Annotated in this window: 23 protein-coding genes, 1 tRNA gene and 1 other RNA gene; 18 read left to right on the plus strand and 7 right to left on the minus strand. The window is 73.0% G+C overall.

What is annotated here, in order from left to right; all coding sequences use genetic code 11:
- Positions 1-325: 325 nt before the first annotated feature.
- From MXD60_RS09180 to MXD60_RS09230, 11 genes are all read left to right on the plus strand, one after another.
- The gene (locus MXD60_RS09180) at positions 326-739 is read left to right on the plus strand and encodes a hypothetical protein (RefSeq protein WP_248818578.1); all 414 of its coding nucleotides are present in this window, start codon (positions 326-328) and stop codon (positions 737-739) included.
- On the plus strand, positions 739-981 hold the full coding sequence (locus tag MXD60_RS09185; protein WP_248818579.1) for a DUF6284 family protein: 243 nt from the start codon (positions 739-741) through the stop codon (positions 979-981). Before MXD60_RS09180 ends, MXD60_RS09185 begins: the two co-directional genes overlap by 1 nt.
- A 17-nt stretch (positions 982-998) precedes the next feature.
- Complete coding sequence (locus tag MXD60_RS09190) at positions 999-1,790, plus strand: winged helix-turn-helix domain-containing protein (RefSeq protein ID WP_248818580.1); 792 nt, start codon at positions 999-1,001, stop codon at positions 1,788-1,790.
- A gap of 88 nt (positions 1,791-1,878) precedes the next feature.
- Positions 1,879-4,092, plus strand: a complete 2,214-nt coding sequence (locus tag MXD60_RS09195) for a cell division protein FtsK (RefSeq protein ID WP_248818581.1) — start codon at positions 1,879-1,881, stop codon at positions 4,090-4,092.
- 141 nt (positions 4,093-4,233) lie between these two features.
- Positions 4,234-4,473 carry a hypothetical protein gene (locus tag MXD60_RS09200; RefSeq protein WP_248818582.1) on the plus strand — a complete coding sequence of 80 codons (240 nt, stop codon included), beginning with the start codon at positions 4,234-4,236 and terminating at the stop codon, positions 4,471-4,473.
- 18 nt (positions 4,474-4,491) lie between these two features.
- Positions 4,492-4,761, plus strand: a complete 270-nt coding sequence (locus tag MXD60_RS09205) for a hypothetical protein (RefSeq protein ID WP_248818583.1) — start codon at positions 4,492-4,494, stop codon at positions 4,759-4,761.
- Between the two features lie 85 nt (positions 4,762-4,846).
- The gene (gene ssb, locus MXD60_RS09210) at positions 4,847-5,323 is read left to right on the plus strand and encodes a single-stranded DNA-binding protein (protein ID WP_248818584.1); all 477 of its coding nucleotides are present in this window, start codon (positions 4,847-4,849) and stop codon (positions 5,321-5,323) included.
- A 109-nt stretch (positions 5,324-5,432) separates the two neighbouring features.
- Entirely contained in the window at positions 5,433-6,374 is a 942-nt protein-coding gene (locus tag MXD60_RS09215) for a bifunctional DNA primase/polymerase (RefSeq protein WP_248818585.1), read from the plus strand.
- Positions 6,371-7,639 carry a DUF3631 domain-containing protein gene (locus MXD60_RS09220; protein WP_248818586.1) on the plus strand — a complete coding sequence of 423 codons (1,269 nt, stop codon included), beginning with the start codon at positions 6,371-6,373 and terminating at the stop codon, positions 7,637-7,639. The genes MXD60_RS09215 and MXD60_RS09220 overlap by 4 nt, the downstream gene beginning before the upstream one ends.
- The gene (locus MXD60_RS09225) at positions 7,636-7,908 is read left to right on the plus strand and encodes an excisionase family DNA-binding protein (RefSeq protein WP_308222413.1); all 273 of its coding nucleotides are present in this window, start codon (positions 7,636-7,638) and stop codon (positions 7,906-7,908) included. Before MXD60_RS09220 ends, MXD60_RS09225 begins: the two co-directional genes overlap by 4 nt.
- An 82-nt stretch (positions 7,909-7,990) precedes the next feature.
- On the plus strand, positions 7,991-9,241 hold the full coding sequence (locus MXD60_RS09230; RefSeq protein ID WP_248818587.1) for a tyrosine-type recombinase/integrase: 1,251 nt from the start codon (positions 7,991-7,993) through the stop codon (positions 9,239-9,241).
- Between the two features lie 88 nt (positions 9,242-9,329).
- On the opposite strand, the gene MXD60_RS09235 is transcribed toward MXD60_RS09230, so the two are convergent.
- A tRNA-Ser gene (locus MXD60_RS09235) sits at positions 9,330-9,414 on the minus strand.
- Positions 9,415-9,509: 95 nt separating this feature from the next.
- Between MXD60_RS09235 and ffs the strand changes: the two genes are divergently transcribed.
- The 4 genes from ffs (at position 9,510) to recR (ending at position 13,472) form a co-directional block, all read left to right on the plus strand.
- An RNA gene (gene ffs, locus MXD60_RS09240) (signal recognition particle sRNA small type) lies at positions 9,510-9,606 on the plus strand.
- Between the two features lie 39 nt (positions 9,607-9,645).
- Positions 9,646-12,318, plus strand: a complete 2,673-nt coding sequence (locus MXD60_RS09245; protein WP_248818588.1) for a DNA polymerase III subunit gamma and tau — start codon at positions 9,646-9,648, stop codon at positions 12,316-12,318.
- A 21-nt stretch (positions 12,319-12,339) separates the two neighbouring features.
- Entirely contained in the window at positions 12,340-12,840 is a 501-nt protein-coding gene (locus tag MXD60_RS09250; RefSeq protein ID WP_248818589.1) for a YbaB/EbfC family nucleoid-associated protein, read from the plus strand.
- A gap of 32 nt (positions 12,841-12,872) precedes the next feature.
- On the plus strand, positions 12,873-13,472 hold the full coding sequence (gene recR / locus MXD60_RS09255) for a recombination mediator RecR (protein ID WP_248818590.1): 600 nt from the start codon (positions 12,873-12,875) through the stop codon (positions 13,470-13,472).
- A gap of 22 nt (positions 13,473-13,494) precedes the next feature.
- On the opposite strand, the gene MXD60_RS09260 is transcribed toward recR, so the two are convergent.
- Positions 13,495-14,103 (minus strand): hypothetical protein, encoded by a 609-nt coding sequence (locus MXD60_RS09260; protein WP_248818591.1) that lies wholly within the window; start codon positions 14,101-14,103, stop codon positions 13,495-13,497.
- A gap of 699 nt (positions 14,104-14,802) precedes the next feature.
- Here MXD60_RS09260 and MXD60_RS09265 point away from each other — a divergent pair.
- Entirely contained in the window at positions 14,803-15,270 is a 468-nt protein-coding gene (locus tag MXD60_RS09265; protein WP_248818592.1) for a hypothetical protein, read from the plus strand.
- A gap of 40 nt (positions 15,271-15,310) precedes the next feature.
- Here MXD60_RS09265 and MXD60_RS09270 read toward each other — a convergent pair whose 3' ends face one another.
- A complete protein-coding gene (locus MXD60_RS09270; RefSeq protein ID WP_248818593.1) occupies positions 15,311-16,321 on the minus strand; it encodes a zinc-binding alcohol dehydrogenase family protein in 1,011 nt (336 codons plus the stop codon).
- A gap of 21 nt (positions 16,322-16,342) precedes the next feature.
- Positions 16,343-16,927 (minus strand): TerD family protein, encoded by a 585-nt coding sequence (locus tag MXD60_RS09275; protein WP_248818594.1) that lies wholly within the window; start codon positions 16,925-16,927, stop codon positions 16,343-16,345.
- 376 nt (positions 16,928-17,303) lie between these two features.
- Between MXD60_RS09275 and MXD60_RS09280 the strand changes: the two genes are divergently transcribed.
- Positions 17,304-18,572 (plus strand): aspartate kinase, encoded by a 1,269-nt coding sequence (locus MXD60_RS09280; protein ID WP_248818595.1) that lies wholly within the window; start codon positions 17,304-17,306, stop codon positions 18,570-18,572.
- Between the two features lie 29 nt (positions 18,573-18,601).
- Complete coding sequence (locus MXD60_RS09285) at positions 18,602-19,687, plus strand: aspartate-semialdehyde dehydrogenase (protein ID WP_248818596.1); 1,086 nt, start codon at positions 18,602-18,604, stop codon at positions 19,685-19,687.
- Positions 19,688-20,093: 406 nt separating this feature from the next.
- Here the strand turns inward: MXD60_RS09285 and MXD60_RS09290 are convergent, their stop codons facing one another.
- The 3 genes from MXD60_RS09290 to MXD60_RS09300 form a co-directional block, all read right to left on the minus strand.
- Complete coding sequence (locus MXD60_RS09290; protein WP_018500469.1) at positions 20,094-20,297, minus strand: cold-shock protein; 204 nt, start codon at positions 20,295-20,297, stop codon at positions 20,094-20,096.
- 457 nt (positions 20,298-20,754) lie between these two features.
- Positions 20,755-22,323 (minus strand): CYTH and CHAD domain-containing protein, encoded by a 1,569-nt coding sequence (locus MXD60_RS09295; protein ID WP_248818597.1) that lies wholly within the window; start codon positions 22,321-22,323, stop codon positions 20,755-20,757.
- A 174-nt stretch (positions 22,324-22,497) separates the two neighbouring features.
- Entirely contained in the window at positions 22,498-23,376 is an 879-nt protein-coding gene (locus MXD60_RS09300; protein WP_248818598.1) for a CPBP family intramembrane glutamic endopeptidase, read from the minus strand.
- Positions 23,377-23,490 lie beyond the last annotated feature (114 nt).

The raw sequence follows: 23,490 nt of genomic DNA on the forward strand, positions 1-23,490 counted from the left end.
GCCGGTCGGCAGCCAGGCGGTGACGCTGCAGCCGGTCGACGGCAGGGACGCCGAGGCGGAGGCCGGTGCGGCGGGGGGGGGGGGGGGGGGGGGCGCCCCCCCGGGCCCCCCCTTCGCCGTTTCTGGGACGACTCCACAGCCCCGGAACGAGCGGACCCCGGCGCGGTGACTCCACCACCGGCCGGGGTCCTGGCCCGACCTGTCTAGGAGGTCAGACCGTTATGAAGTGTGCCCTGTCGCCGATGCGCTCGGCGGACAACCTGACCGACGCGACGGTCCGCGAGGTCGAGCGGATCGCCCGTGAGCTGATCGAGCGGGGCGGGAAGTGACCGCCCTCGCGGCCATGGCCGCGCCGGGGCTGACCACCCCGGCGCCGGCTGGCCCGTTCGCTGCCGCGTTGCACCTGGCCGCCGACCTGGTCGACCAGATGCGCGTGAGCGACCCAGACATCCGGGTGTCGGTCAGCGCGACGGACACCATCGGGACGGATCTTCCCGAGATCCGGTTCCTGTTCCACGGGACCGATCGGCAGGCGCTGGCGTCGTTGTCCGGTGCCACGTTCTCGTTCGACGTTCCGGTGACCGTGTCTGACCCGTCGCCACACATCAACGGCGGGGTGTGGGTCGGCGGGTTCGTGGTCCGCGACGGGGTCACGGTCTCGTTCCGGGCTGGGCTGAACGACCCGGAGGTCATCGCCCACGCGCGGCAGGTGTTCCCCGACGGCACCGGGGGCTGGTGATGGCCGACCCGGTCGAGCGGGAGCCATCGGCCCGGGAGCTGGCGGCGATCGAACGGGAGTGGCCGCTGATCGCCGCCGACCTCGCCGTCCTCGACGCCGAGATCACCATCCTCGCCGCCGATGCCGCCGGGCAGGTCTCCGACCTCGCCTGGCGGCGCCTGGCCAACGCCCTCACTCAAGCCCGCACCGCCCGCCCGCTGTCCATCCGCCCCCGCCGATCCCGCGTTCGGCGCACCGCCTGAGCAGGAGGTGACATCCCATGGCCACCATCAACCCCGACCCCCTCCGCCGTGTCGGCCGCGCCCTCGACGGTGCCCTATGGCTGGTCGCTCTGCTGGTTGGGGCGTACTCACTGGCCAACGTGCACAGCGTTGCCGTCGGCCATCACACCGACGATCCGCAGGCGTGGCTGTTGGCGCCGATCGTCGACCTCGCGCTGTTCACGGGGATCACCGCCGACAGCGTTCTTGCTCGCCACGGCCTGCACCCCACCCGGTGGGGCACCGGCCTGCGCTGGTTCTGCGGCCTGGCCACCTGGACTCTTAACGTCTGGGACGCCGCCGCAAGCCTGGATGCCGGGGCGATCGTCGCGCACTCGGTCCCGCCGGTCGTGCTGATCCTGCTCGCCGAAGCCGCGCCCCGCTACCGCCACCAGTTCGCCACCCTCACCACCACCCCGCCCGCCGACCTACCGGCACCCGCCCCCACACCAGCGACCGAAGCCGCTTCCCCACCCCCGGCCAGCACTCCGACCACCGACCCCACCCCGCCGACCAAGGACGTACCGGCGCCCCGTACCGGTACCTCACCGCGGCGCCGTACCGGTACGCCGTCCAAGCGCCGTACCGCCCGACGTACCGACGCCGATCTGATTGCCGCACTCGCCGATGTTCCACGTGACCCGGACGGCACCGTCCCGGTACGCCGTGCCGCCGCCGCGCTCGGTTGCGGCCCCGACCGCGCCCGTCGGTTGCTCACCGCGCAAGGACTGCTCCGCCCGCGCACCACCGACGCCCCGACCGCCCCGACGCCGGTACTCACCGCCGTCTGACCCCACCATCTCTGCCCGGGGCGCGGCGACCGTCTCGCCAAAGTCACCCGCCGCGCCCCGGCCCTCCCCGCAAGGAGGCAGGACCATCATGACCACCAACAACCCGTTCCCGCCGCCGGACCCGGACGGCTGGACCCCCGACCTCGACCCCGCGCCCGGCGCGGCGGAGGTCGTCGACCTCGACAAGGCCCGGAACCGCCGCACCGACACCGACCAGCCCACCACCGACACCGACGACGCCACCGAGGACAGCGACAACGCGGACGAGGATGCCGAGTCGCTCACCGCCCGCCCGGAGCAGGTCGGGCCGCCGGTCGACCCGCCCGACGACGGGCCCCGTCCGGTCGGTGGGCAGCGGCGGGCACCGATCCTGCCCGCGTGGGCGCACTCCCGCGCCGACATCGCCGCGACCGCCCGGCACGCTGTGGGCAACGCCGGCTACGCGGCCCGCTTCCACGCGGTGCGGACGCCGAAGTACGCGGCGAAGGTCGCCGTGTGGGCGCCCATCGGGTTCCTGCGCACCATCGGCCGGCTGCTTCGGTGGGCCACCGCCGAAGAGGGCAACTGGGCGTTGCGGCAGGACGCCGCCCGCAGGAACGACCCGGAGACGTGGCTGAAGCTGGACCGCCAGCGTCAGCGGCAGACCTCGACACGGTGGCCGATCCTGATCGGGGGCACCCTCGCCGCGTTGGTCGTCGCCGCAATGGTGTGGTTCGGACCGACCCCGGCGCCGGTGCGCTGGCTGGTTTTCCTGGCCGTGGTCGTGGCCTGCGCCCGGTTGGGCCGTCCGGCGGACCGGCCGATCACCGACCGCGTCGCCACGGGGGAGACCTACCGCAAGCTGACCGCCGAACTCGTGCGCCGTGCGCTGACGTCGCTGGGTATCGCGGGGATCAACTCCGCGGTGGCGAAGAACCCCGGCGCCATCTCGTTCCCGGTGGAGATCCACCGTGACGGGCCCGGCCACCTGGCCATCGTCGACCTGCCCTACGGGGTCGAAGCAGGTGAGGTCATCGCCCGGCGTGGCCGGTTGGCGTCCGGTCTGCGGCTGCCGCTGGACCAGGTCTGGCCCGACCCCGCGCCCGGTCACACCGGCCGGTTGGCGCTGTGGGTCGGCTACCAGCCCGCATCCCAGATGCGTCAGCCTGCCTGGCCGCTGATCCGGTCCGGCAGCGTGGATGTGTTCAAGCCGTTCCCGTTCGCGACCACGCCACGGCTGAACGTCGTGACCGTGTCGCTGATCTTCCGGAACTGGCTGTTCGGTGGCCAGCCCGGCAGTGGGAAGACGTTCGCTCTGCGGCTGCTCGTGCTCGCCGCCGCCCTCGACCCGCGGGTAGAGATCCGCGGCTACGAACTGAAGGGAGTGGGTGACTTCGCCGGTACGGCGCCGGTGCTCTCGGAGTACGGCAACGGGTTCGACGAGGACACGTTGGAAGCCTGCGCGGCGATGCTGAAGTGGCTGTACGACGAGTGCCGCCGCCGGTCGGAGCGGATCGCGTTCTACGCCGCCGCGGGCAAGGCCCCGGAGAACAAGGTGACGCCGGAACTGGCATCGCTGAAGGACTCCGGACTGCACCCGCTGGTGGCGTTCATCGACGAGATCCAGGAGCTGTTCCACTCCCCCTGGGGCAAGGAAGCCGCCGAGTACGCCGAGAAGGTCATCAAGCTCGGCCGCGCCCTGGGCGTGACCCTGCTGATCGGCACCCAGATCCCCGACAAGGACAGCCTTCCGCCGGGGATCACCCGCAACGTCAACAGCCGGTTCTGCCTGTCGGTCGCCGACCAGGTCGCCAACGACATGATCCTGGGCACCTCGATGTACAAGCAGGGCTACCGGGCCACCGCCTTCGAACCCGTCGTGGAAGCCGGGTGGGGCATCCTCGCCGGCTTCGGCAAGCCGTCCGCCGACCGGTCCTACCCCGTCACCGGCCCGGAGCTTGACCGCGTGATCGCCCGCGCGGTCGAACTGCGCACCGCCGCCGGCACCCTGCCGACCCCGGCGGAGCAGACCCGCACCACCACCCCGTCCGCTGATGTGGTCGTCGACGTCGCCGCGGTCTGGCCAGCCGGTGAGGGCAAGGCGTGGAACGAGACCCTGTGCGCCCGCCTGGCCGACCTCCGCCCCGACGTCTACGGCGGATGGGAGTCCGTCCAGCTCACCGCCGCACTCAAGCCGCACGGCATCACCCCCGTCGACGTCGGCCGCCGCATCGACGGTAAGGCCGTCACCCGACGCGGGATCTCCCACACGGCGGTCCTCGCCGTGGTGGCTGAGCGTGACCGTAAGCGGCGGGCGGACTAGTCGCCGGAGGACTGCTAGCGCTAGCGGACACCCCTGCTAGCGCTAGCAGATCCCCTAGCACCCCATACCAACCCTGGCCAGGGCTCTAGCAGATAGCAGCCCGCGGCCAACCATGCCCGAAAACGCCCCAAGGAGCGGTCTGTGACCCCCACCGCCGCACTGCTAGCCGCCCTCGCTCTACCCCTCACCTCCGTCACATTCGGTTACATCTTGCTGTGCTGGGTCCGGCCGTTCGGCCCCTGCCCGCACTGCCACGGCACCGCCCGCACCGAGAGCCGTTTCACCCGCCGCACCCGCCCGTGCCGGCACTGCGACCACACCGGCCTGCGCCTGCGCGTCGGCCGCCGCGCCTACAACACGCTCCGCCGGCTCCTGCCCTGACACCCCGGGGGACCCGCCATGACCGTCCTGCTCACCCTCGCCGCCCTCGCCGTGCTCCTGCTCATCCGGCCCGCACGGGCCGCCCTCGACACCATCGGCCGCGCGGTCCGGGCCGTCCGCCTGCCCGCCGCCGCGCTCGTGCTGCTCGCTCTCGCCGCCCGCGCCCCCGGTCCGGTCGGCGGCACCGCGACCACCACCCTCTACACCCTCGCCGCCGTCGCCGCCCTCGCCCTGGCCGTCGTCCTGACCGCCGTCGCCCTACGCCTGCGCGCGTCGGCTCGCCGATGAACCGGGCCGCCTGCCCTGACCCCGCCGGCGTCCACCGTGCCCGCCGCTGATCTCTCCACTTCCTGACCCGAGAAAGGGCCGCCCCATGGCGAACGAGACCCCGTTGACCGTTGTTGGGAACCTCACCGCGGACCCGGAGCTGAAGTTCACCCCGGCCGGGGTGGCGATGTGCCGGTTCACCGTCGCGTCCACCCCGCGCCGCTTCGACAAGACCACCAACCAGTGGGCCGACGGCGACCCGATGTTCCTGACCTGCACCGCCTGGCGGACCGCCGCCGAGCATGCCGCCGACTCGCTGGCCAAGGGCATCCGGGTCATCGTCACCGGCCGCCTGCGCCAGCACCACTGGACCACCGACGCCGGAGAGCACCGGTCGATGTTCGGCCTCGACGTCGACGAGGTCGGCCCGTCGCTGCTGTTCACCACCGCCACCGTCACCCGCGCCGCCCGCGGCACCGCCCGGCGGGCGGATGACGCGTGGTCCACCGCCACCCCGGCCCGCACCGGTGGGGGCGCCGGTGAGCGGACGGAGCAGGGCTACAGCGAGGAACCGCCGTTCTGACCCGCCCCGCCCACGGCGGACGAGCGGGGGCAGGCCCGGTCGGACCCCAGTCGGCCTGCCCCCGCACCGACCCGGTCCGATCCCCATCCCCTGAAAGGAGATCCGTTCCATGACCACGATCGCGTCCGGCATGCTCGCCGTCGCGCTCAACGCCGCGTTCCGTGGCTGGCACGTCCTCCCGCTCCGCCCCGGCCGGAAGATCCCCCTCGCCCACAACGCCGACCACTGCCCGGCCACCGGCCCCTGCTCCGACGGGCACCGCACGTGGGAACAGCGCGCAACCCGCGACCTGGAGCAGGTCGAAGCGCACTGGTCGGCCCACCCGCACCACGGGGTGGGGATCGCGACCGGCCCGTCCGGGCTGGTCGTGGTCGACCTCGACACCCCCAAACCAGGCGACCCGCCGTTGCCCGCCGCCTGGCAGGCCGAAAAGGTCCGCACCGGCGCCGACGCCCTGGCCGTCCTCGCCCGGCGCGCCGGAGTGGAGATCCCCCGCACGTACATGGTCCGCACGGGCCGCGGGGGGTGGCACCTGTACTACGCCGCCCCGTCCGGCCTCCGGGTGGGCAACACCGGTCGGAGTCTCGGCCCGTGGATCGACACCCGCGGATGGGGCGGACAGGTCGTCGCCGCCGGAACGGCCGTGGCCGGACGGCCATACACGACCGTCCGGAACCTACCCGTCGCCCCGCTGCACCCCGCCCTGTTTCAGCCCTTGCTCACCCCGCCGCGCCCCGCGCCCCGGCCGGTCCGGGTGACCCTGCCGGCCGGGCGCCGGACGGCCTACCTGAACGCCGCGATCCGCCGTCAACTCGGCTACATCACCGACGCGAGCACCGGCACCCGGAACACCGCCCTCTACCGCTCCGCGGTGGCCCTGGGGCAACTCTCTGCCGGGGGCGCGCTCACCGACATCGAGGTCATCGACATGCTGAAACAGGCTGCCGACATCCACATCGGTACCGATGGGTTCAGCGCCGCCAGCGCGGACGCCACGATCCGTTCCGGCCTGCGTGCCGGTGCGGCCCGCCCCCGGCAGGTTCCCGCATGACCACCCGCCCGCCGGCCGATGGTGCGGCCATCCTCGACACGCTCCGGGCCGCGCTCGTGCGGTATGTCGTGCTGCCCTCGCCGCAGGCCACCGATGCCGTGGTGCTGTGGATCGCCGCCAGCCACGCCCAACCCGCGTGGGCGCACGCGCCGCGGCTGGTGATCCGCGCGCCGGAGAAGCGGTGCGGGAAATCCCGCCTGCTTGACGTCATCGAAGCCACCTGCCATAACCCGCTCATCACCGTGAACGCCTCCACCGCCGCTATCTACCGGTCGATTGACGACGACCCGCCAACGCTGCTCGTCGACGAATCCGACACCATTTTCGGTGGGAAATCCGCGGACACCAACGAGGATCTGCGCGGCCTACTGAATGCCGGTCACCAGCGGAACCGGCCTGCGCTTCGGTGGGACAACGTCGGCCGTCAACTCGAACGCTGCCCCACCTTCGCCATGGCCGCACTCGCCGGAATCGGCGCCATGCCCGACACCATCGAAGACCGCGCCGTGGTCATCCGCATGCGCCGCCGCATGCCCGGAGAAACCGTCTCCCCCTACCGCCACCGCCGCGACCGGCCCACCCTGCGCACCATCGCCGAAGACCTTTCCGGCTGGCTCCGTCCCGACCTCGCCGCCCTGGAACGCGCCGAACCCGCCATGCCGGTGGAGGACCGGGCCGCCGACACCTGGGAACCACTGTTCGCCGTCGCCGAGCACGCCGGTGGGCCCTGGCCGGACCGGGCCCGACGCGCTGTCGACGTGCTCACAGCCGAAGCTGACGAAGGGGAGGAATCCTCACAGCGGGTCCGGCTTCTGCTCGACTGCCGCCGCGCGTTCGGCGCCGAGAACGCGCTTCCCACCGCCCGGCTGCTGCAACTCCTCAACGGCGACCCCGAAGCACCGTGGGCTGAACACGGCCCGGCCGGACTCACCGGCCGCCGCCTGGCCGTCATGCTCCGCGACTACGGCATCCGCTCCGCCAACATCCGCTTCCCGGATGGCGCCCAGGCCAAGGGCTACGACCGCGCCGCGTTCACCGATGCGTGGGCCCGCTACTGCCCGCCCGACGACCCCGAGGACCCGTCCGCGGGGGTCACGTCCCATCCGTCCCGACCGTCGCCGCCCAGCTCAGCGCGGGACGGATACCCGCCGTGGGACGGATCGATCCGTCCCGGCACACCGATCCGTCCCGGCCTGACCAGCCACAACGAGCGTGTGACGGATGGGACGGATACCCCACCGGCACCCGCGATCGCCCCGGCATGACCCGCCGCCTGGCCCCCACCCGTGCCCCGCCCCGGCCGCGGACCGGCCCGCCCTCCACCGCCGATTCCCTGCCCCAGGAGCAGACCGTGCCCGCCGCCCCGACCCGGGTCCTCCTCACCGTCGAAGAAGCCGCCGAACAGCTCACGATCGGCCGCACCACCCTCTACGCCCTCATCCGCACCGGCGCGATCCCGTCCGTCCGGATCGGCAAGCTCCGCCGCCTGCGCCCCGCCGACCTCGCCGCCTACACCGCCCGACTCAGCGCCTGACCCGCCCCCGGGGCGCGGTGACCGTCTCGCCAACGCCACCCACCGCGCCCCGGGGCCACACCCCCCAGAGGAGTCACCGACCATGCCCCGCAAGCGCAAGGAAGGCACCCGAGCACCCAACGGCGCGTCCAGCATCTACCGCGGCGCCGACGGATCCTGGCACGGTCGGGTAACCGTGGGCGCGCGCGACGACGGGAAGCCGGACCGCCGGCATGTGCGCGGCAAGTCCGAGACGGAGGTCACCCGCAAGGTTCGCAAGCTCGAACAGGACCGGGATGCGGGCACCGTCCGCAAGCCCGGTCGGCCGTGGACGGTGGAGCGGTGGCTGACGCATTGGGCGGAGAACATCGCCGCGCCGTCGGTCAGTGAGAACACCATTGCCGGCTATCGGGTCGCGGTACGCGTTCACCTGATTCCGGGCCTGGGCGCACACCGGCTGGACCGGCTGGAACCGGAGCACGTCGAGAAGCTCATGCAGAAAATGCAGCGGGCGGGTAGTTCTCCGGCCACCGCCCACCAGGCATACCGGACGCTCAAAACGGCGCTGAATGAGGCGGTGCGCCGCAAGCACATCACGGAGAATCCAACACTGATCGCCAAACCGCCCAAGCTGGTGGAAGAGGAGGTGGAGCCCTACACGGTGCAGGAGGTGCAGCGCCTTCTGGTCGCGGCCGCGCGGCGGCGGAACAGCGCGCGGTGGGCGCTCGCGCTGGCGCTGGGGCTGCGTCAAAGCGAAGTGCTCGGGTTGAAATGGGCCGACGTCGACCTGGACCAGGGGGTGCTGCGGATCCGCCGGGGCCGACTGCGGCCGAAGTACGCCCACGGCTGCCGGGTGCCCTGCGGTCGCAAGGCCGGTTACTGCCGCGACCGGGTGGCGGTGCATCCGGACACCCGGGACACCAAGTCCCGGGCGGGACGCCGGCCGATCGGCCTGCCCGACGAGCTGGTGGCGATCCTGCGGCGGCACCGCGACGTCCAGGCCGCGGAACGGGTGCTGGCCGCGTCGCTGTGGCAGGAGGCGGGGTGGGTGTTCACCAACGAGATCGGCCGGCCGCTCAACCCGAACACCGATTACCACCAGTGGAAGGCGCTCGTACAGGCTGCCGGGGTCCGCGACGCCCGGTTGCACGATGCCCGGCACACCGCGGCCACGGCCCTGTTGCTGCTGGGGGTGCCGGACCGGATCGTCATGGGGATCATGGGGTGGTCCTCGGACATGCGCCGCCGCTACCAGCACGTGACCGACCCGATGTTGCGGGACACCGCGGACAAGATCGGTCGGCTGCTGTGGGAGGTACCAACCGCGGCAGAGCGCCCCGCCGGGGCCGAATGAGACCGAAACTGAGACCGCAGGATCTCGCACCGGATCGTGTGGTCCGCCCGGCGGAGGCAGAAGCCCTGGCAGGCCAGGGTGATCGTTGCGGAGGATAAGAGATTCGAACTCTTGAGGGGTTGCCCCCAACACGCTTTCCAAGCGTGCGCCCTAGGCCACTAGGCGAATCCTCCGTCGTGGAGCCTATCTGATCCACTTGGGTGCGTGGTCCGCGGGTGGGGTGGGGGACCTCGCCGTTCGTGATCCGTCAGGGACCGCTAGACTGCGGGCAGACCCCTCGTGCGGCGCTACCCTCGTGAACTCCCCCAGGGCCGGAAGGCAGCAAGGGTAAGCGGGCTCTGGCGGGTGTGCGGGGGGTCCCTTCGTTTCGCCGATCTTCTCGTCGAGCATGCGGAGCAGGACACGTGAGCGCAGCGCTGTACAACCGGTACCGTCCCGCGACGTTCGCCCAGGTCGTCGGGCAGGAGCACGTGACCGACGCGCTGCGCAAGGCCCTGAGCACCGGCCGGCTGCACCACGCCTACCTGTTCAGCGGGCCGCGCGGCTGCGGGAAGACGTCCTCGGCGCGCATCCTGGCCGCCTCGCTGAACTGCGTGAATGGGCCGACGCCGGAGCCGTGCGGCGTCTGCGACGAGTGCGTCGGCATCCGGACCGGGTCCTCGATGGACGTCACCGAGATCGACGCGGCCTCCCACGGGCTCGTCGACGATGCTCGTGACCTGCGTGAACGGGCCTTCTTCGCACCAGCTTCGGCACGGTTCAAGGTGTTCGTGGTCGACGAGGCGCACATGGTCACGGCGGCGGCGTTCAACGCGCTGCTGAAGGTCGTCGAGGAGCCGCCGCCGTACCTGAAGTTCGTCTTCGCCACCACCGAGCCGGACAAGGTCATCGCGACGATCCGGTCCCGCACCCACCATTACTCCTTCCGGCTGGTCCCGCCGGCGGTGCTGCGGGACCACCTGGCGTCGGTGTGCGTGCAGGAGGGCGTGCATGTCGAGTCGACGGTGCTGCCGCTGGTGGTGCGGGCCGGGGCCGGCTCCGTGCGGGACTCGCTGTCCGTGCTCGACCAGCTGATCGCCGGCGCCGATGATGACGGGCTGAGCTACGAGCGGGCGGTGGCGCTGCTCGGCATGACCGACGGCGTGCTGCTCGACGAGACGGTCGACGCCCTCACCCGGCACGACGGCGCGGCGCTGTTCACCGTCGTCGACAAGGTGGTTTCCGCCGGGCACGACCCGCGGCGCTTCGCGACCGACCTGCTCGACCGGTTCCGCGACCTCATCGTGCTCGCGGCCGTCCCGGACGCCGCCGACCGTGGCCTGCTGGAGTCCTTCTCCCCCGACCAGATCGACCGGATGCGCGCGCAGTCCGCGTCCGTCGGCCCGGCGGAGCTGTCCCGCACAGCGGACCTGCTCCACGACGGCCTGGTCGAGATGCGCGGCACGACGAGCCCCCGGCTGATGCTCGAGCTCATCCTCGCCCGGGCCCTGCTGCCCGGCGCCTCCGCCGACCCGGCGGCCCTGCTGACCCGGCTGGAGCGGCTGGAACGCCGCGCCGTGCTCGACGGCCCGGAGCCGGCTGCCGGGCACGCGGTCGCCGCGCACGCGGCCGCTGGGCACCAACCCGCCGCCGTCCGCCACGCCCCGACTGCGGCCACGGAAGGTCACCGGCCTGCGCCGGCGGCGACGCCGGCCGGCCCCGGCAGCCCGGCCCCGGCTCCCGGCCACACCCCGTCGACCGGTCGGGGCGCCCCCGCGCATGCCCAGGCCGCGGGTCCCGGCCCGGTAACGCCTGGACCCGCGGCCGGCGGTCCCCCCGGCTGGGCGCCGGCCTCCACCGGCCCGCGGGGCGCTGGCGAGCCGTCGTTCGGCGGCCAGCCGGCAGGTGGCGGGCGGATCGACGCGGCCGGTCTACGGCTGCTGTGGGACGAGGTGCTCGCGCTCGCCGCCCGCCGCAGCCGCAAGACCCACGCCATCCTCAAGGACCACGCCGCCGTCGCCGACGTGCGCGGCGACGAGGTGATCCTCGCCTTCGCCAGCGTGCCGATGGGCCGGATGTTCGGCCAGGGCAACAACGGCGAGGTGTTCTGCGCCGCCCTGACCGAGCGGTTGGGTGGCAGCTGGCGGGTCAGCGTCGCGCCGGCTGGCGGTTCGCCCGGCACCGGCCGCGGCGGCGGCCGGCCCGCCGGCGGACCGACGGCGCCGGGCGGCGGGCAGTCGTCCGGCGGCGGCTTCGGCGGCCCCGGCGGCGGCCCGGGTTGGGGCGGCCAGGACCAGCATTTCGCCGCCGGAGCCGGACAGGGCGCGGCGGGCATGGCGCCGACGGGCGCCGGCCAGGGCAGCGCGGGGCCGGGAGCCACGGCAGGGCCCGGGCCGTCCGCGCAGGCGACGGCCGGCGGATATCCCGGCTCCTCCGCGGCGGCGACCGACAGCCGCGCAGGCTTCGGCGGTGCCCCGGAGTCCTCCCGGCCGGCGGAGCCCACCGCCTGGTCAGGCGGCGATGACGGCGGCGGCGGCCGACCCGCGCCGGGCCACCACCCGTACCCGCCCGCAGCCGGTGGAACCCGGCCGGCCACCGCCTACCCGGACACCGCCTACCCGGACACCGGACGGCCGGCGAGCGCGGTCCAGGGCGGCGGCTCGGGCGGCACGATGGTCGCGGCCGAAGCGGCGATCCGATCACCCGCGGTGCCCGGCCGGGCGGCCATACCCGGCCAGGTGGACGGCTATGGCCATCCGGATGACGCTCGCCGGTCGGAGGACCAGGCGCATCGGCCTGGTCCGACGTCCGGTGTCGGCGCCTGGAGCGACGCCGGCCGCGACGGGGCAGGCCTGGCCCAGCAGGCCGGTCCGCAGCTGGCGAACGGTCACGGCGCCGGCTGGGAGGTCGCGGGGCAGCGGGCGCAGCAGCAACGGGACGCGGGGCAGGTCGTCGCGCCGTCGAGCGACGAGCCGTCCCTCGACGACGAGGACGCGCCCCAGCAGGCGGGCGGCGCCCGCGGCGGCGAGGAGGCGGCGATGTCCCTGCTCCGCACGGGCCTCGGCGCAACGGTCATCGAGCAGATCCCGACCACGTGATGGGAACGTAGGCTCATCGACATGTCGAACCCGCAGATCCCTGCCGGTAGTGGCGCCCCCGCCGGGGGTGCGGCCCCCCTCGGGCAGATCCTTCAGCAGGCGCAGAAGATGCAGGCCGCCCTGATGGCGGCCCAGGAGGAACTGGCCGGCGCCCGGGTGGACGGCACGGCCGGCGGCGGCCTCGTACAGGCCACGGTCAACGGCGGCGGTGAGCTCGTCGACCTGACGATCAGCCGGGAGGCCGTCGATCCCGAGGACACCGAGACGCTCGCCGATCTGATCCTCGCCGCCGTGCGGGACGCGACGACCAACGCGCACCGGCTCGCCGAGCAGCGGATGGGTTCGATCACGGGCGGCGGCTTCCCGGGCGGGCCGGGCTTCGGCGGCCCCGGCGGCTCTGGTCCGGTGGGACCGGCCGGTCCGCTCGGCGGTCTGGGTGACCTCGGTGCGCTCGGCGATCTCGGTGGGCTTCTCGGCGGCGGCGGTGCGCGCCCGGCATCCGGCGGCCCCGCGCCGCGCTGAGGCAACACCGACTTGAGGCAGGGGAAGCACCGATGTACGAGGGCATCGTCCAGGATCTGATCGACGAGCTCGGACGGCTGCCCGGCATCGGGCCCAAGAGCGCGCAGCGGATCGCGTTCCACCTGCTCGCCGCCGACCCGGTGGACGTCCGCCGGCTGGCGGTCGCGTTGACCGAGGTGAAGGAGAAGGTCCGGTTCTGCCGGAGCTGCTTCAACGTCGCCCAGGCCGAACTGTGCCGGATCTGCGCCGATCCACGCCGTGACCAGACGCTGATCTGCGTGGTGGAGGAACCCAAGGACGTCGTCGCGATCGAGCGGACCCGGGAGTTCCGCGGCCTCTACCACGTGCTCGGCGGGGCGATCAATCCGATCGGCGGCGTCGGACCCGACGATCTGCACATCCGTGAGCTGGTCGCCCGGCTCGCCGACGGCACGGTAAGCGAGCTGATCCTCGCCACCGACCCGAACACCGAGGGCGAGGTGACCGCCTCCTACCTCGCCCGTCAGATCGGGCCGATGGGGCTGCGGGTCACCCGCCTGGCCAGCGGACTGCCGATGGGTGGTGACCTGGAATGGGCCGACGAGGTGACCCTCGGCCGCGCGTTCGAGGGTCGCCGGGTCGTCGGCGCCTGACCGGCGCGCGACGGCCGCGCGCTCAGAAACCGAGGATCGGCGCGTACGTCGAACTGGGGATCGACGCGAGGGTCAGCAGGACCACGCTGACGTCCAGGTGATCCGCGTCCTCGCTGAACACCGCGTGCAGGCCGCGGGTCTGGTAGACGCCGACGCCGTCCTCCCGGATCACCCGCACGCCGAACACCTTCGTCGCCCGAATCCACCAGATCCGCCCGGCGGCGCGGATCCGGATCTGGCGGGCGTCGCGGCGCAACCCGGTCGTGGCGCGGGCGAACCGGTCGACGGGCAGCCGTGGCTGATCCACATAGCCGACGATGTCGTGTTCCGGGCCGTGCACGATGATCCGGGCCGGACGGGCCGCGGGGCCGGGCTCGACCAGGTCGAGCTCCTCGGTGATCTTTCGATCCCGCGGGTACATCTCGGCGGCCCAGACGCCCTCGCCGTGCAGGATCCGCTTGCCACGGGGACCACCATGCGGATGACCGTGGGGCAGCAGCCCGCCGATGATCTGTCCGGCGCCGTCGAGCCGCCACGCGACGGACACCACGAGGCCCGGTGGGACCTCGTGGCCGCAGTCGCTGGCGGCGAGCAGTCGGCAGGCGCGCAGGGCACGGCTCCGTCGGTCCATGCGGGCCGCTAGCGGCGCAGGCCAGGGGCCATGGGGCGCGATCGGCGCTGCCGCCGGACCGCCTCTGGCCGGCCGTGGCCGCCGCCCGTTGGGTTCATCTCCCGCCCGGAGCTCATCCAGCGCCCCCTCCCAGGCTCGATCACCCTCCGCAAGGATGCTCACTCTCCGAAACCACCTTCGGTCGAGGTCGACCATATATGCAGCAGTGTGCAACGTATCGCTGCGCTAAGCACTCGAATGCTACGCCGTGCGGCCAGACGCCCATCATCCGCACTCGCTCACGCATGTGCGCGGGCGTCGGCGCGCGCGAATGGCCGAGCGTCATCGAAGCCGTCCGACCGCGCGTCGGCACCTGCGTCCGGGCTCGCAGACGCAACCGGCATCGCAGCGACCAGCCAAGGGAAGCTCTCTGCATGCGCGGGGCACTCCGACGGCCTCCGCCGGGTCCAGCGGCTGGCCACCCTCCCCCCGCGCCCCGGCCACCGGAGGCCGACCGGCAGGGTAGGGGCCAGTGGAGCGGTCGCGCGGCCGGACTGGTCCACTGGCGAGGCCGGCGGCCGCCCGTGGCCGGCCAGCCGCGATCGACGACCCAGTCGCTCGATAGCCCAGTCGCTCGATAGCCCAGTCGTTCGATAACCCAGTCGCGATCGATGACGTTGTCACCGGCTACGACGCAGCACACTCCAGGAGGTCCACACCATGATCATCAGCTCGCACGTCCCCGCGGGCGCGTTCGTGGGCATGGCGGTCCGCAGTCCTGCGGCCGCGCTGGCCGCCGGTTTCGTCTCCCACCTCGTCATGGACGCGATGCCGCACTGGGGCACCGGCCCGAACACCGAGTCGGAGTGGCTGCCGATCGCCCGCCGCGACGGGGTCGCCGGGCTCGCCGCCATCGCGCTGCTGGCCGCCGCGGCGCCGGCCGACCGCCGCCTGGCGGTGCTGGCCGGCATGACCGGTGCCTGCCTGCCCGACACCGACAAGGTCGGCCGGTACTTCGTCGGTTCCAGCCCGTGGCCGAGCCGCTTCGACCGGTTCCACGAGCGGATCCAGAACGAGACCCGCGACCGCCTGCCCCGCGAGATCGCGACCGCAGCCGCCCTGACCACGGCCGGCGTGTTCCTGCTCCGCAGGCTCGCCGCCGGCGCCAGGAACGGCGCGGCGGCCTAGCCGGGCCGCAGCCGGTCGATCTCCGACCCGACGACGTCACTCAGGGCAGCAGGACGGCGGCGCCGTTGACCCGGTCGGCGGCCAGATCCGCGAGGGCCTGGTCCGCGGCGTCCAGCGAATACGGCGTGACGGTCACGGCCAGCCGGTGCTCGGCGGCGATGGCCAGGAACTCCTCGCCGTCAGCCCGCGTGTTCGCGGTGGTGCTGCGCAGGTTCCGCTCCTGGAACAGGTGCTCGGCGTAGACCAGTCGGGGGATGTCGGTCAGGTGGATGCCCGCGACCGACAGCGTCCCGCCGCGGTCGAGCGCCGCGAGCGCCACCGGTACCAGTTCCCCCACCGGGGCGAACAGCACGGCGGCGTCCAGCGGCTCCGGCGGCGGGTCGTACGCGCCGGCCACCGACGCCGCCCCGAGCTCCAGAGCCAGCGCGCGGGCCGCCGGCGCGCGGGTCATCACATGAACCCGCGCGCCCTGAGCGAGGGCGACCTGGGCGGCCAGGTGCGCGGAGGCACCAAAACCGTAGATGCCCAGCCGCCCGCCCGGCGGCAGTTCCGCCCGGCGCAGCGCCCGGTACCCGACGATGCCGGCGCACAGCAGCGGGGCGAGCTCGGCGTCGCTGTAGCCGGCGGGCAGCCGGTAGGCGTAGTCGACCCGGACGCGGACGTACTCGGCGTACCCGCCGTCGACGTCCCAGCCGGTGTACGTCGACGCCGGGCACAGGTTCTCCGCGCCCCGCGTGCAGTAGGCACACGTGCCGTCGGTCGAGGCCAGCCAGGCGACACCCAGCCGGTCACCCAGGCGGATCCCGCGCCGCTCGGCCGCCGGGCCGAGGCCGATGGCGTCGACCCGGCCGACGACCTCGTGCCCCGGCACGGTCAGCGCCCGGCGAGGCTGGAGATCACCCTCGGCGAGATGCAGATCGGTCCGGCACACGCCGCACGCGTCGACCCGCAGCCGGACCTCGTCCGGCCCCGGCTCGGGCACCGGCAGGTCGGCCGCGCGCAGCGGCCGGGTGCCCATCGGGCCGGGCGAGGCGACCTGCCAGGCTCGCATGCGGCGACGTCGGGCCCGCGATCAGACGCTGACGCCGTGGTCGCGCGCCAGGCCACCGAGGTCGTTGTGACCCTGGCCGACCGCGCGGAACTTCCACTCGGCGCCGTTGCGGTAGACCTCCCCGAAGATCACTACGGTCTCGGTGGAGTAGTCCTCGGACAGGTCGTAGCGGACCAGCTCGTTGCCGGCCTGGTCGACGACCCGGATGTAGGCGTTGCGCACCTGGCCGAAGTTCTGGCTGCGGTTCGCGGCGTCGTAGATGGAGACCGGGACGACGATCTTGTCGATCTCGGCGGGCACCGACGGCAGGTTGATGACGAGCGACTCGTCGTCGCCCTCGCCCTGGCCGGTCGTGTTGTCACCGGTGAGCGTGATCGCGCCGTCGGGCGAGGCGAGGTTGTTGTAGAAGATGAAGTAACTGTCAGCGAGAACCTTGCCGTCCACCTTCACGCCGATGGCCGACGCGTCGAGGTCGAAGTCCGTCCCGGTGGTGGTGCGGGCGTCCCAGCCGAGGCCGACGTTCAGTGCGGTGAGCTGGGCGGTGCCGGCTTCCGCCGCCTGCTTCGTGAGGCTGACGTTGCCACCCTTGGCGAGGCTGACTGCCATTACGGTTCGTCCTTCCGTTGTGATCCTCGGCGACCGGGCGCCCCTGTCGTCCCGTGCCTGGACCACCTGATCAGACCATGTCCTGGACACAATGGGTATGGGGGTTGCGGTCGTGTCGTCACCCTGGCACACCCTGAGCGATCCGCCCAGCACCCCGTCGGCCGGATGACAAGGGGCCGCCTCGGCGCGCGCCCCCCCCCCGGCCGCGCGCGCCCCCCCGCCCCCCGGCCCCCCCCCCCTCTCCCCCCGCCCGCCGCGGCCCGGCGGGGGGGGCCCCCCCCCCCGGGGAGGCGGCCCGGGCGGCACCCTGCCGGGGCATGTCGGATTCCCCGCGAGGCGGCGCGGACAGGCGCCGGCGCTCGGTAACCTGACTGCCATGGCGCTCCTGGTCGCGAAGTTCGGTGGATCCTCCGTTGCCGACGCGGACCGCATCAAACGGGTCGCGGAGCGTGTCGTCGAGTCCCGCCGGGCCGGCAACGACGTCGTGGTCGTGGTGAGCGCGATGGGCGACACCACCGACGAACTGCTCGACCTCGCCGAGCGGGTCTCCCCGCTGCCCCCGGCCCGGGAGCTCGACATGCTGCTCACCGCCGGTGAGCGGATCTCGATGGCCCTGCTGGCGATGGCGATCACCACGCTGGGCGCCGAGGCCCGATCCTTCACCGGCTCGCAGGCCGGCGTGATCACCGACTCGGCGCACGGCAAGGCCCGGATCATCGACGTCACCCCGGGGCGGATCCGGGCGGCGCTCGACGAGGGGGCCATCGCGATCGTCGCCGGCTTCCAGGGCGTCAGCCAGGACACCAAGGACATCACCACGCTGGGCCGGGGCGGCTCCGACACCACCGCGGTCGCGCTCGCCGCGGCGCTGGACGCCGACGCCTGCGAGATCTACACCGACGTGGACGGAGTGTTCAGCGCCGATCCGCGCATCGTCCCCGACGCGCGCCGCATCGACCGGATCTCCTATGAGGAGATGCTGGAGATGGCCGCCTGCGGCGCCAAGATCCTGATGTTGCGGTGCGTCGAGTACGCCCGCCGTTACAGCGTCCCCGTGCATGTCCGCTCGTCGTTCTCCTCGAAGCCGGGCACGTGGGTCACCGAGATTCCGGAGGCACAGCTCGTGGAACAGGCCATCATCCGCGGGGTCGCGCACGACCTGAGCGAGGCGAAGGTGACCGTCGTCGGCTGCCCGGACAAGCCGGGGGTGGCGGCCGCGGTGTTCCGCGCGGTCGCCGACGCGGACGTCAACCTCGACATGATCGTCCAGGTCGGCTCGGTGGCGGGTTCGGGCCGCACCGACATCTCCTTCACCCTGCCCAAGGCCGACGGGCGCACCGCGCTGACGGCGCTGGCGAAGGTGCAGGAGGAGATCGGCTTCGAGCGGACCCTCTACGACGACCACATCGGCAAGCTGTCGCTGATCGGCGCCGGGATGAAGTCGCACCCGGGGGTGTCCGCGCGGTTCTTCGGCGCGCTCGCCGACGCCGGCATCAACGTCGAGATCATCTCCACGTCGGAGATCCGCGTCTCCGTGGTGGTGCGCGACACCGACCTGCCCACCGCGGTGCGCACCCTGCACACTGCCTTCGAACTCGGCGACCCCAACGGTGGCGCCGTCGTCTACGCGGGTACCGGCCGATGAGCGCCAACCCGGAACCGGAGGAACGGAACATGACCGGCAACGAGGCCGCGCGGCGGCCGTCGCTGGCCGTGGTCGGCGCGACGGGCGCCGTCGGCACGGTGATGCTCTCGCTGCTCGCCGGGCGCCCGGACGTCTGGGGCGAGATCCGCCCGGTCGCCTCGGCCCGCTCTGCCGGCCGCACCGTCCGCGTCCGCGGGGCGGACGTGGTCGTGCGGGAGCTCTCGCCGGAGGTCTTCGACGGGGTGGACGTCGCCGTGTTCGACGTTCCCGACGAGGTCTCCGCCGAGTGGGCGCCGATCGCAGCGGCCCGCGGCGCCGTCGCGGTCGACAACTCCGGCGCCTTCCGGATGGACTCCGACGTCCCGCTGGTCGTCCCCGAGGTCAACGCCGAGCGGATCGCCGACCGGCCCCGGGGCATCATCGCCAACCCGAACTGCACCACCCTGTCGATGATCGTCGCGCTCGGAGCACTGCACCGGGCGTTCGGGCTGGAGTCGATGTTCGCGGCGTCCTACCAGGCCGCGAGCGGCGCCGGCCAGGCCGGCATCGACACCCTGTACGACCAGCTCGCGACCGTCGGCGGCAGCCGCGAACTCGGGCAGACGGCGGGTGATGTGCGCAAGGCCGTCGGCGAGGACGGGCTCGGGCCGTTCCCGGCACCGCTGGCGCTGAACGTCGTGCCGTGGGCCGGCTCGCTGAAGGACGGCGGCTGGTCGTCGGAGGAACTGAAGGTCCGCAACGAGTCGCGCAAGATCCTGGGCCTGCCCGACCTGCGGGTCTCGGCGACCTGCGTGCGCGTGCCGGTGATCACCACCCACGCGGTCGCGGTGCACGCCCGGTTCGCCCAGCCGGTGACGGCCGAGCAGGCGCGGGCCGTGCTGCGCGACGCGCCCGGCGTGGCGGTGGTCGACGACCCGGCTGCGGGTGAGTTCCCCACCCCGTCGGATGTGGTCGGCACCGATCCCACCTGGGTGGGGCGCATCCGTCAGTCTCCGGACGACCTGCACGAGGTCGCGCTGTTCCTGTGCGGGGACAACCTCCGCAAGGGAGCCGCGTTGAACACCCTGCAGATCGCGGAGTTGCTCGTCGGCGCGACACCGGCCACGACGAGCTGATCGGCCCGCGCGAATTCTTATCGAGCCTTAAGCCGAGACGGCGACGAAGAGCCACAACCCGCGGTCAAGAACAGTCAATTGATTGCGTCAACCACGTCGTCTCGGCTGCGGCCCGTCACAGGTATCGCGCCGAGAGCAAGGAATGGGACTCTCACGACAACGTTGACCGGACGGTCGGCGTTGAAGAGGAAGACCGGATTTCCTCGCCTGATATGCGAGATGCCGCCTTCGTCGGAAGCATCCGGCACATGCAACAGGCCGGGCATCACCGGGAGCGGCTGCACAATCGGGCTGGCGCCCGGCCGGGACAGGTCCGCCCCGACCGCACCACCGAAGATCGTTATAAACGATCAGCCCGCCCAGCGGAACACCCGTTGGGCGGGCTGACCATGAAGTCTCTCGTGGCTCAGACGACGCGGACGGCGTCGGCCTGCGGACCCTTCTGACCCTGGGTCACCTGGAACTCGACCCGCTGGCCCTCCTCAAGTGCCTTGTAGCCGTCCATATCAATCGCGCTGTAGTGAACGAAGACGTCGGAGCCGCCGCCGTCCACGGAGATGAAGCCGAAGCCCTTCTCCGAGTTGAACCACTTCACCGTGCCCTGAGCCACGTGCCGTTCTCCCTGCTGGTGCAGTCAGGACCCGCACCACGCGGGCCCCGGACCGAACGCCAGGAAGCCACTAGAGATCCTGGCGCTGTTCCGCCGCGTCTCGGTTGAGACGCGAACTGGCGAACTCCGGCCAAGGACGACGCTACACGGATGGAGAGCTTCGCGGGAGTCCTCCGAGCAAGGAAGTCCACTTCATACCCCGGTAACAGAAGAACGCCGCCGACCCACGCCCGGGTGCGCCCAGGGGTGCCGTCACGCAATCCATCGAGCTGGCAGGCGATTTACCGGCGGGACTGGCGGGGCCCACGGGCCGGGCGGACCATGGCCCGGACGTGGCCCCCAGACGGGTGATCCGTCGAAGACTTTTCCTCCGACCACAGTCGAGTACACAACCGAGCCCACGGTCGAGCCCACAGCCGCAGCCGCCGCCGCGCCGACGGACCGGCGGCGGGCGCCGTCAGGACAGCCAGCGGCGGTACCGCCGCGCGGAGATGTCCGGCCAGACGGCGAAGAAGTCGCGCTCGGCCAGCCGCGCCCGGCACTCCTCCAGCCCCAGCAGCACCCCGAGGGTGAACGCCGTCGGATGGCCCTCGGCCTGCGCGGCGATCCCCCAGGCACGCAGCAGTCCCTGCGCGACCGTCGCGTCCTGGTGCAGACCCAGCAGCTCCTGCGCCTGCTCCGCCTGGCCGGCCAGCGCGGCGGCCTGGCTGCCGTACAACGGGGTGACGATCTCGGCCGCGTACCGCAGCCGCTTTGCCTGCTTGCGGGCGGAGTGCAGCAGGACGTCCCGGTCCGCGCCGATCGGGAGGGCACCCGCGGCGGCCACCTTGCCCGCGAGGCGCCGGTCGGCGCGGAGGACCAGCTTCGGCAGGACCTTGTCGGCTGGCCGGGCGGCAATGCCGGTCAGCGGCTCGCGGACGAGGGTGAGCAGGTCGTCGATCAGGGCGAAGTACCGCTCGCTGCGCAGCATCGCGAGCGCCTCGGCGCGCCCGGCGGCCATCCCCGCGCCGAGGTGCGCGTTGACGACGTCCCGCACGGGCCCGGCGACCAGCTCGGCGGGCATCCGCGCGAGCCGGTCGTCGAAGTAGGCGAGCTGAACCTCGGCGTCGCGGGCGCCGGACAGCGCGCCGGCGAGATCACGCAGTTCGCCGTCGAGGCGATCGACCGTCGCCGCCGGGAAGAGCGGCGCGAAGATCCGCAGCGCGCTGCGGGTCCGCCGGCAGGCCACGCGCATGCGGTGGACGGCCTCCGGCTCGTCGAGGCGCACCCGCGGGTCGGCCGCCAGCAGGGCGCGCACCTGCTCGATGAGGTAGGCGCGGACGACCTGCCCGGCGGGCTTGGCGCGGCGCAGCTTGCGCGGGGCGGCCGGCACGTCCGGCCCGGGCCCCGCGGTGAGCGCCTGGCCAAGCAGCCGGCCGAGCTTGGAGGAGTCCGCCGCGGCCTGCGCGCCAGCCGCCAGCAGCAGCTCGCCCACCTCGTCGAGGATGTGCGACCGATCGCCGACCAGCTCGACCTCGATCTCGCGCCAGGTGCTGACCGTCGTCGACTCGCCCAGGGTCTGCGCGGAGACCTGGTCGTCGACCACCTCGGCCAGGTCCGTACCGGTCGCGTCGCGAAGCCGCCGGGCGGTACGCAGCGTGCGCAGCCGGGCGACCGGGCGCAGCTCGGCCCCACGGGTGTGCACGGCGACCAGGTCGACGAACTCGGCCGGCGGGGTGTGCCGGGCGCCCTTGGCAACGACGATCTCGCCACCGCTGGCATCCAGCGGGAGGTGCAGCTCGTCCCGTTCGCCGACCCGGACCGGCAGCTTCAGGTGCCAGCCGGCGTCCACACCGCCGGTGCGGCGGCGCAGCGTGATCCGGTTGCGGGCGAGGCGCAGGTCATCGGTGTCGAAGTAGATGGCCTCGAGGCTGACGGGCCGACGGGTGCGTGCGGTCGCGACGCTGGCGATCGCGCCCAGCTTCGGCAGGACGAACGTCGGCTCGACGGCGTACTTGCGTTCGATCTCCCGGATTCCGGTGGCCATGCGCACTGCCTTCCTGTTCTCACTCGTCCCGCCTGCCCGCACACGATCGGGCGATGCCGACGTCCCACCTGGACGCGACGTCGGGTGACGGGCGGCCGACCGCCGGGCGTCGCGAGCACGGGAGGGAGGGTCATCGACACCTGCTGGACAACCGGCGTTTTCTGTCCGTTTACCCTAACGTGGGGCCGGGATCCAGGACACCTTCCCAGCGAGAATCACGTATCCGACGAAGGCGACGGTGTCGATGAGGCCGTGCGCGATGACCAGGGGCAGCACCCGGCCGTTGCGCTGGAACAGCCGGGCGAACAGCAGACCCATCGCGAGGTTCCCGGCGAACCCGCCGAGCCCCTGGTACAGGTGGTACGACCCGCGCAGCACCGCGCTCGCGACCAACGCCCGCGTCGGGCTCACACCCAGCTCCCGCAGTCTGACCAGCAGGTAGCCAGTGACGATCACCTCTTCGGCGAGTCCGTTCTGCCAGGCGCTGAGCGCCAGTACCGGTACGCGCCACCACACGGCCGGCAGGTTCGACGGCGCGACGGTGAGGTTCGCTCCGCTGTGCCAGGCGAGCAGGTAGAAGCCGAGCCCGATGCCGCCGACCCCGGCGGCCAGCAGCGCACCGCGCGCCGGGTCCGCCCGCGGCGCGCGTCCGTCCAGGCCGATCGCCCGCCGTCCGCCGCCATGCCGGGACAGCAGATACACCGCGAGCAGGACGGGCACCACCCCGGTGAGCAGGTCGGCCAGCTGCAGGGCGAGATCGAGCCAGGGCCGCCCGGGCGCCGCGGACGTGTTCAGCCGGGCGACCTGGGAACGCACCGACTCCGGCCGGGTCAGGACACCGATGTAGCGAATGACCGCGAACAGCGCGGAGGCGCCGAACGACAGCCCCAGCACCAGGCCGACCTCGATCGCGAGCTGCCGTCGGGTGAGCGGCTCGGGCCCGGCCTGGCCCGCGGTCTGGTCCGGGCCCTGCTCTTGGCCCTGGTCCTGGTCCGGGTCCTGGTCCGGGTCCTGGTCCGCCGCAACCGCCGGCGTCGTCACGGCGTCGCTCATCGCTCGACGGTAGCCGACGCCGACGTACGGCCGGACCGTGCGCCCGGTGATCCATCCGGATCTGATCGCGGCCCACCAGGAAGATCATGGTGTCTCGAGGAACCACCTGGCGGT

The organism is Frankia sp. AgB32 (assembly GCF_023243045.1).
Classification (GTDB): Bacteria; Actinomycetota; Actinomycetes; order Frankiales; family Frankiaceae; genus Frankia.

What these genes read in the sequence shown, in the direction of transcription:
- MXD60_RS09280 (WP_248818595.1), top strand. Translation starts at nt 17,304, where the DNA reads ATGGCGCTCCTGGTCGCGAAGTTCGGTGGATCCTCCGTTGCCGACGCG.
- MXD60_RS09295 (WP_248818597.1), bottom strand. Translation starts at nt 22,323, where the DNA reads ATGGCCACCGGAATCCGGGAGATCGAACGCAAGTACGCCGTCGAGCCG.
- MXD60_RS09250 (WP_248818589.1), top strand. Translation starts at nt 12,340, where the DNA reads ATGTCGAACCCGCAGATCCCTGCCGGTAGTGGCGCCCCCGCCGGGGGT.
- recR (WP_248818590.1), top strand. Translation starts at nt 12,873, where the DNA reads ATGTACGAGGGCATCGTCCAGGATCTGATCGACGAGCTCGGACGGCTG.
- ssb (WP_248818584.1), top strand. Translation starts at nt 4,847, where the DNA reads ATGGCGAACGAGACCCCGTTGACCGTTGTTGGGAACCTCACCGCGGAC.
- MXD60_RS09265 (WP_248818592.1), top strand. Translation starts at nt 14,803, where the DNA reads ATGATCATCAGCTCGCACGTCCCCGCGGGCGCGTTCGTGGGCATGGCG.
- MXD60_RS09195 (WP_248818581.1), top strand. Translation starts at nt 1,879, where the DNA reads ATGACCACCAACAACCCGTTCCCGCCGCCGGACCCGGACGGCTGGACC.
- MXD60_RS09270 (WP_248818593.1), bottom strand. Translation starts at nt 16,321, where the DNA reads ATGCGAGCCTGGCAGGTCGCCTCGCCCGGCCCGATGGGCACCCGGCCG.
- MXD60_RS09185 (WP_248818579.1), top strand. Translation starts at nt 739, where the DNA reads ATGGCCGACCCGGTCGAGCGGGAGCCATCGGCCCGGGAGCTGGCGGCG.
- MXD60_RS09220 (WP_248818586.1), top strand. Translation starts at nt 6,371, where the DNA reads ATGACCACCCGCCCGCCGGCCGATGGTGCGGCCATCCTCGACACGCTC.
- MXD60_RS09225 (WP_308222413.1), top strand. Translation starts at nt 7,636, where the DNA reads ATGACCCGCCGCCTGGCCCCCACCCGTGCCCCGCCCCGGCCGCGGACC.
- MXD60_RS09215 (WP_248818585.1), top strand. Translation starts at nt 5,433, where the DNA reads ATGACCACGATCGCGTCCGGCATGCTCGCCGTCGCGCTCAACGCCGCG.
- MXD60_RS09205 (WP_248818583.1), top strand. Translation starts at nt 4,492, where the DNA reads ATGACCGTCCTGCTCACCCTCGCCGCCCTCGCCGTGCTCCTGCTCATC.
- MXD60_RS09275 (WP_248818594.1), bottom strand. Translation starts at nt 16,927, where the DNA reads ATGGCAGTCAGCCTCGCCAAGGGTGGCAACGTCAGCCTCACGAAGCAG.
- MXD60_RS09260 (WP_248818591.1), bottom strand. Translation starts at nt 14,103, where the DNA reads ATGGACCGACGGAGCCGTGCCCTGCGCGCCTGCCGACTGCTCGCCGCC.
- MXD60_RS09285 (WP_248818596.1), top strand. Translation starts at nt 18,602, where the DNA reads ATGACCGGCAACGAGGCCGCGCGGCGGCCGTCGCTGGCCGTGGTCGGC.
- MXD60_RS09300 (WP_248818598.1), bottom strand. Translation starts at nt 23,376, where the DNA reads ATGAGCGACGCCGTGACGACGCCGGCGGTTGCGGCGGACCAGGACCCG.
- MXD60_RS09190 (WP_248818580.1), top strand. Translation starts at nt 999, where the DNA reads ATGGCCACCATCAACCCCGACCCCCTCCGCCGTGTCGGCCGCGCCCTC.
- MXD60_RS09230 (WP_248818587.1), top strand. Translation starts at nt 7,991, where the DNA reads ATGCCCCGCAAGCGCAAGGAAGGCACCCGAGCACCCAACGGCGCGTCC.